Annotated in this window: 6 protein-coding genes; 2 read left to right on the forward strand and 4 right to left on the reverse strand. The window is 68.0% G+C overall.

Going from position 1 to position 6559, the window contains the following annotated elements; all coding sequences use genetic code 11:
- Positions 1-224 precede the first annotated feature (224 nt).
- Both QZH52_RS37445 and QZH52_RS37450 read right to left on the reverse strand, forming a co-directional pair.
- The gene (locus QZH52_RS37445) at positions 225-839 is read right to left on the reverse strand and encodes a hypothetical protein (protein ID WP_301816342.1); all 615 of its coding nucleotides are present in this window, start codon (positions 837-839) and stop codon (positions 225-227) included.
- A 1112-nt stretch (positions 840-1951) separates the two neighbouring features.
- Positions 1952-2209 carry a hypothetical protein gene (locus QZH52_RS37450; RefSeq protein ID WP_301816343.1) on the reverse strand — a complete coding sequence of 86 codons (258 nt, stop codon included), beginning with the start codon at positions 2207-2209 and terminating at the stop codon, positions 1952-1954.
- Between the two features lie 140 nt (positions 2210-2349).
- Between QZH52_RS37450 and QZH52_RS37455 the strand changes: the two genes are divergently transcribed.
- Entirely contained in the window at positions 2350-4158 is a 1809-nt protein-coding gene (locus tag QZH52_RS37455; RefSeq protein ID WP_301816344.1) for an aromatic ring-hydroxylating oxygenase subunit alpha, read from the forward strand.
- 13 nt (positions 4159-4171) lie between these two features.
- Entirely contained in the window at positions 4172-4864 is a 693-nt protein-coding gene (locus QZH52_RS37460; RefSeq protein WP_301816345.1) for an aromatic-ring-hydroxylating dioxygenase subunit beta, read from the forward strand.
- Between the two features lie 12 nt (positions 4865-4876).
- Here QZH52_RS37460 and QZH52_RS37465 read toward each other — a convergent pair whose 3' ends face one another.
- Both QZH52_RS37465 and QZH52_RS37470 read right to left on the reverse strand, forming a co-directional pair.
- A complete protein-coding gene (locus QZH52_RS37465) occupies positions 4877-5872 on the reverse strand; it encodes a tripartite tricarboxylate transporter substrate binding protein (protein WP_301816346.1) in 996 nt (331 codons plus the stop codon).
- A partial coding sequence (locus QZH52_RS37470) for an amidohydrolase family protein (protein WP_301816347.1) occupies positions 5869-6559 on the reverse strand: 691 nt, incomplete at its 5' end. The genes QZH52_RS37465 and QZH52_RS37470, both read right to left, overlap by 4 nt.

Here is a 6559-nt window from a genome sequence, read left to right on the forward strand (position 1 = left end):
AATCGTGGCTTGAAGTGCTTGCGCGCCTCGGCGAGGTCTTGCTCGTCCCAGTAGCCGATCAGGATGCCGCCCTCCGAGATGCGTCGGCGCTGCGCCGGAGTACGAGCACGAGCGGCAGCGTCTGCACGAAGCGCTGTTCCGCTGGGCGCGCCAGCCGCGACAGCGCGTGACGATTCCCGACGTTGCCATCGAGTCAATGGAAATCCAGCCACGTCTGATCTCGACTATCGCTTCGGGGCACGCGTGATCCGCAGAATGTGGTGTTCCCTGACTTCGAAGTCCGGGACATCCAGGTCGGCCATTTGCAGCAGCCGCGCGTCCTGGTCCGCGTACTGCTTGATCGCGCGGCCAGCGTAGTCCCATTCGCCAAAACGGCATGGATCGTGATAGCCGCCTTGCCACGGGCGCACTGGCGCGTAGCGGTCTGCGCCCTTGGGCACGTGTTCCACCTCGCATCCGTCGGCCGGGCTCACCAGGGAGTAGATGAAGAACGATGGACGGCCGGCCGCGATCGGACGATGGTTCCAGGTGTGGGCGGTTTGTGCCTCAAGGTCGTCGAGCATCGCATCGGTGGTTCGCACGAGGGCCAGGGGTGTACGTTGGAAGGTGTAGAACTTCGGGCTGCCCGTCGGAATCTCCGCGAGGTCGATCTCCAGGTAGGCCGCCTCCTTGCGTTCCATCCCCGTCATCCAATAGACGACGGCAATCCAGGCACCCGTGGCGACCAGGAAGGCGATCACAAGCAGAACGCGACGCAGGGTCACTTCGTATCGAGGAAGCCAGCATGAAGATGAAGTCGTTAGGACCGGATCGGGCGCCACGTCCATGAAACGGATCATCCCACGCTGCTGGGCGCGAGTGACTGCTTCTGAGTGCCGCGAACTGGCGTTCCAGGCCCCGACTCCCGCTGCAAAGCTGAAGCCTGGCAAGCGCGCCTGGAATAGGTGGATTCGTCGCAAGACGCGACCGCACGTAATCTTGGCCTGCAAGCTCGACCTGCGGCGCTGAAGATAGGTAGCGGGTTGCCGGACATCGAGATTTCGTAACGCTTGGTTACCAAATGTCCAAGGCCCCTGCTCGCGAGAACGGCCCCGCATTTTGCGAGAAAGGCGTTCAATGTGAGCTGATCACAATTCACTGGGGGAGCGCGATGTCCAGGGTAACTGCGGCGCCAACAGCCAACTTTGTGACTCGGGATTCAAGCCCATCGCCGTTCCGTGCGCGGCATGACGGGGCGCGAACGCGAAGGTCGCGATGTTTCGACGCATCGACTGTCTTCAGACCTCAAGGGATGCCGGTCTCGGCGGCTCTTCTCTTCTCGGCGCCGTGACTGCGCACGAAGCACCGCAGGAGCCCCGAAAATGACGAAGTACTGCGACTCGTGCCACACGGCCAACAAGGACCGCGCCAGATATTGCCGTGGCTGCGCGGGCAAGTTCTCAGGTCTGCGCTTCGACGCTGGGGCCTTCCTTCCGACGTTGCCGGATGCGCGCGCGGCGGGGACCATGCCACCGCCCAGACCGCTGGATCGCGTAGTTGTGCGGGCACCGCTTCGAAAGACCATGTCAGTGCCAAAGCGAGGCCCGTGGCTCGCGCTGCCTCCGCGTGCCGCCATCCCGCTGCTGTCGCTGTTGTTCGTCCTCTTGGTGTCGTCCGCGGGTTTCGCGTATTGGCATGCGACCCGGGCGGTCCATGAGGCGCCGGTCCCGAGTTCGCCGCAGCACCTCCTTCGGACTGCGCCCGAGATTCCGGACGCGGTCGCGGTCGCGGTGCCGGACCCGGTGTCGACAGTCCCGGACTCGCCGCCCGCGTCGTTGCAGATGCCGCCTTCATCCGCACCCGAGGAGGCGGCGCAGAGCCCCGTCGCTGCACCGACGGTCGAGGAGGCGTCGCTGCCGGGTCCGGAGCCGCAACCCGCTGCTCACGCGGACCCACCGGTGGAGGCCGCGAGTCAGGAGACGACCGGGGCCGAGGTGTCGGCCAGCCCGGATCGCCCTGTCGCCAAGCCGCTGTCGAGCCCCCGGCGCCGCGTCCAGGTCGTCGCCTCGGCGCCGAAGCGACGCGCGGCGGCGACCACGTTCGAGAGCGTTCCCCGGGCGCCGCTCGCGCCTCTCCCGTCAGCGGCCGCCGAGGCTGCGCCGGTGCTGGCGAGGGCGCCTGAGACCTCGCAGGCGCTTCGCTCGGGAATCGCGTCCAGGGCTGTAGGCAATCTGCCCTGTGATCGCTATAACCCCTTCGGCGAGGCCGTTTGCGCCAGCACGACCCAGTCGACTGGCCCGGGGACGCAGCCATCGGCGGCCACCGGAACATCGCTCGCCAGCACCCGTGGAACGGGCTGGACTGCGCTGCGTGGCACGGCCGTGGCGAGCGGTGGTGGGCCTGCGAGCCAGGCTGATGGTGGCGGAGCAGGCGGCGGTGGCTCGGGCGGTGGAGGCGCAGGTGCAGGTGCAGGAGGTGGTGGCGGGGCCGGTGCTGGTGGTGGGGCCGGTGCTGGAGCGGGAGCGGGTGGTGGCGCTGGCGGGGGAGCCGGAGCGGGTGCAGGCGCTGGGGCTGGGGCTGGGGCTGGGGCTGGGGCTGGGGCTGGGGCTGGGGCTGGGGCTGGAGCCGGGCCTGGAGCTGGAGCTGGAGCTGGAGCCGGGCCTGGAGCTGGAGGCGGACCTGGCGCTGGCGCCGGACCTGGAGGCGGACCTGGAGCCGGAGCCGGTCCTGGAGGTGGCCCCGGTGGCCCTGGCGGCGCCGGCGGAGGTGGCGGAGCAGGGGCTGGCCCCGGGGGCGGTGCCGGTGGCGGCGCGGGTGGGGCCGGTGGTGCGGGCGGTGGACCCGGCGGTGGTGCCGCCGGGCGTTAGTCGGACAAGGGGGCAGTCGATGATGAACCTCGATGCGCTGGTCGAGCCCGACCGCGTCCACAAGACCGTCTACACCGATGCCGCGATCTTCGATGCCGAGATGGAGAAGATCTGGGAGCGCATATGGGTCTACTGCGGCCACCTGTCGCAGGTGCCGAATCCCGGCGACTACCACGCCGTCACCATCGGCCGCCAGCCGATGTTCATGGTGCGGCAGGCCGACGGCTCGGTGCAGGTGCTGCACAACCGCTGCCCGCACCGTGGCGTGCAGCTCGTGGGAAACCTGAAGGGCAACACGGGGCACAGCATCGTCTGCTCCTACCACGCGTGGAGCTTCCACCTGGACGGCAGCGTGCGTGCAATCCCGCTGGCCCAGGGCTATGAAGGCACGCGCATGACGCGCGACAACCCCGACTGCGGCGTGAAGCGTGCGGCGCGCGTGGAGAGCTATCGGGGCTTCGTCTTCGCCAGCCTCTCGGACGACGGCCCTTCGTTGAAGGAATTCCTCGGCGAGGCACGCGTCGCCTTCGACGACATGTGCGACCGCTCGCCGGTCGGCGAGGTGGAGGTGGTGCCGATCTGCCATCGCGTGATCCAGCATTCGAACTGGAAGTTCTTCATGGAGAACCAGCTCGACGCGCTGCATCCCTCGGTCACTCACCAGTCGACCGGCATCGCGGCCGGGCGGGTCGAGAAGCGGCTGAAGGCGCAGCAGGAGAAGGTGCCGCTGTACTACCACTACCTCTCGGCCTTCGCGTCGAGTTTCGAGCAGTGGGACTCGGTGCAGACGATCAATTTCCCGCGCGGACACGGCATCCTCAAGGCCTACATGGGCCTGCGGCCGCAGGACCCCGACACGCTCGCGCACGAGGCACTGCTGAAACATGCCTACGGCGAGCAACGCGCCGAGGAATACCTGTCGCGCAGCATCCATCACGTGCTGATCTATCCCTACCTGTCGGTGCAGTCACCCTTGCAGCAGCTGCGCTGCCTGCGGCCGATCGCGCCCGACAAGACGTTGTCGGAGATCTGGCACTTTCGCCTCAAGGGTGCGCCCGAGGCCATCTATCGCCGCAGCCTCTGGTACTACAACCTCGTGAATTCTCCAGCCACGATGATCAATGCCGACGACCTCGAGAACTGGACCAAGGGGCAGTGGGGTCTGCAGTCGAATGGCGGCGACTGGGTCAGCTTCCATCGCTACTTCGGCGACGACCGCGAGGAGGGCGGCGTGACCTACTCCAGCCACGGCACTTCCGAGGCGGTGATGCGAAGCCAGTTTCGCGCCTGGTCGACCTACATGGCGTCATAGCAGGAGCCACGTCATGAGCCAGCCATCTTCCGACCGCACGAGCGCCGCCATCCCGAACGCCGGCCCCGACTTCGAGCACCTGCTCGCGCAGGACGTGGTGATCGAGGCCGCGACCGGCGATGCGCCCACCGGCGCGCAGGTGATCTCACCCGACCACTCGCCGCGCGCACCGCAGCTCGGCGCCGCGCCTGTCGCGCAGGCCGTGCCGCGTGCCGGCCTGGTCGTCGGCAACGACCTGCAGCGCGAGGTCGAGCAACTGCTCTACCTGCAGGCCGAGCTGCTCGACCGCAAGCTGTGGCAGGCGTGGATGGACCTGTTCGACGACCGCGGCGTCTACTGGATGCCGGTCACGCTCGAGCAGACCGAGTGGGAGGGCTCGCCCTCGATCTTTGCCGAGGACAAGCTGATGATGGAGATCCGCAAGGGCCGCGTCTCGCACCCCAACGCTTGGTCGCAGGCACCGATTTGGGAGACCAATCACATCGTCGGCAATGTCGCGATCGAGTCGGTGGACGGCGCGACTGTCCATGTGCGCTCGCGCTTCCATCTGATGGAGCTGCGCCGCGACACGGTACGGCATTTCGGCGGCACCTACCGGCACACGCTGGCGCGCGACGCGGGCGGTGCGCTGCGCATCGTGCTGCAGCGGGTCGACCTCTTCAACGGGCAGGCGCCGTTCGACTACGTGCTGCAGATCTGGGTGTAGAGCTACTGCCCGTCAGTTCGGCGGCGGCGAAATGTTCTCGTCCTTCACCACCTGGGTCCAGCGCGCGACGTCGGTGGCCAGGAAAGCCTGGGCCTCGCGCGCACTGGTCGGCCAGGGCTCGGCCGCCTGCAGCTTCAGGTTCTGGACGATCTCGGGACGACGCAGTGTCGCCTGCACCATCTGGTTGAGCCGGGCGACGATCGCGGGCGGCAGGTTCTTCGGACCCGCCAGGGCGTACCAGGCGCTGACGTCGAAATCCGGCAGCACGGTCTCGGCCACGGTCGGGATGTCCGGGAAACCCGGGAAGCGCGTGCGCGAGGTGAGCGCCAGCGGCCTCACCTTGCCGCTTTCGATCTGGCTGGACATGCCCGCCAGCGAAGTGAAGATGATCGGCACCTCGCCGCTCATGACGGCCAGCGCCGGCGCGCTGCCACCCTTGTAGGGCACGTGCGTGAACTGGACGCCGGCGCGTGCCTGGAACAGCACGGCCGCCAGGTGCATCCCGCTGCCGGTGCCGCCCGAGCCGTAGTCGATCTTGCCCGGCTGGGCCTTCGCGGCCGCCACCAGTTCCTGGAGGCTGCCGGCGGTCGAGCCCGGTCCCGCGATGATCGCGAACGGACTGCGCGCCACCATCGACACCATCGTGAAGTCGGACACGGCGTCGAAGGGCAGGGACTTGTACAGGCCCGGCGCCGCCGAATGGCCCGAAGCCATCAGGAACAGCGTGTAGCCGTCGGGCTCGGCCTTGGCGACGTAGTTGGCGCCGATGGTGCCGCCGGCGCCGGGCTTGCCCTCGACGATCGCCTGCTGGCCGAAGGCCTCGGGGAACTGCGCCGCCAGCAGGCGCGCCAGGTTGTCGACCGGCCCGCCCGATGTGAAGCCGTGGATGATGCGCACCGGTTTGGTGGGCCAGGCGGCCGCCGGTGCCGTGGTTTGCGCCAGGGCGGATGCCGCGGCCAGCAACAGCGCTCCGGCGGTCAGTACGCGTCGGAAGACAGGCAGGGTCATAGGACGAAGTGCTCCGGTTGGGGCCCGCGTTCGACGGGCACTGACTTGAACTGGCCTTGCTCGAACATGCGCAGGCGCGAGGCCAGAAGTTCATCGTGGAGGCGGGCCAGCCGGGCCGCATCGAAGATCAGCTGCCCGTTTCTCTTGGCGAACCTGCCTGCCACGATGACATTCTCGATGTCCGAGGTCTCGGCGTACATGACGACGATGTGGGCGGCGTTGCCGCCGGGCAGGGCGGGGAAGATGTTCATGCCGCGGCAATCGAACATCACCAGGTCGGCCTGCTTGCCGGGAGTGATGGAGCCGGTCTTCTTGTCGAGGCCGAAGGCCTTGGCGCCGCCCATGGTGGCCCAGTAGAGGGCGTCGCGGGTCAGGGTGGAGTGTTGCGTCTTGGCCGGCCAGGCGCCCTCGTGCCAGAGGCTGCGGTTGTCGAGCTCGCGCTGGTGCAGGAAGGCGTGGCGGGTGACCGCCAGCATGGAGCTGTTGAAGTAGGGGTCGCAGTCGGTGCCGAGCGAAGGCATGGCGCCGTGCTTGACCAGGCGGCCGAGCATGGCGGGCTGCTCGTAGTTGAGCATCTCGGTGAGGTTGGTGGCGGTGATGGTGCAGCCCGCGTCCAGGACGATCTTGAGTTCGGTGTCGTCGAAGCAGTTGCCGTGCCCGATGTTGTGGTCGGGCCCGAGCAGGCCC

This window comes from Variovorax ginsengisoli, from assembly GCF_030486595.1.
GTDB lineage: Bacteria > Pseudomonadota > Gammaproteobacteria > Burkholderiales > Burkholderiaceae_C > Variovorax > Variovorax ginsengisoli_B.

Bases quoted from the DNA above. Each gene is read 5' to 3' on its own strand.
- QZH52_RS37445 (WP_301816342.1), bottom strand. From the start codon at position 839: ATGATCCGTTTCATGGACGTGGCGCCCGATCCGGTCCTAACGACTTCA.
- QZH52_RS37460 (WP_301816345.1), top strand. From the start codon at position 4,172: ATGAGCCAGCCATCTTCCGACCGCACGAGCGCCGCCATCCCGAACGCC.
- QZH52_RS37465 (WP_301816346.1), bottom strand. From the start codon at position 5,872: ATGACCCTGCCTGTCTTCCGACGCGTACTGACCGCCGGAGCGCTGTTG.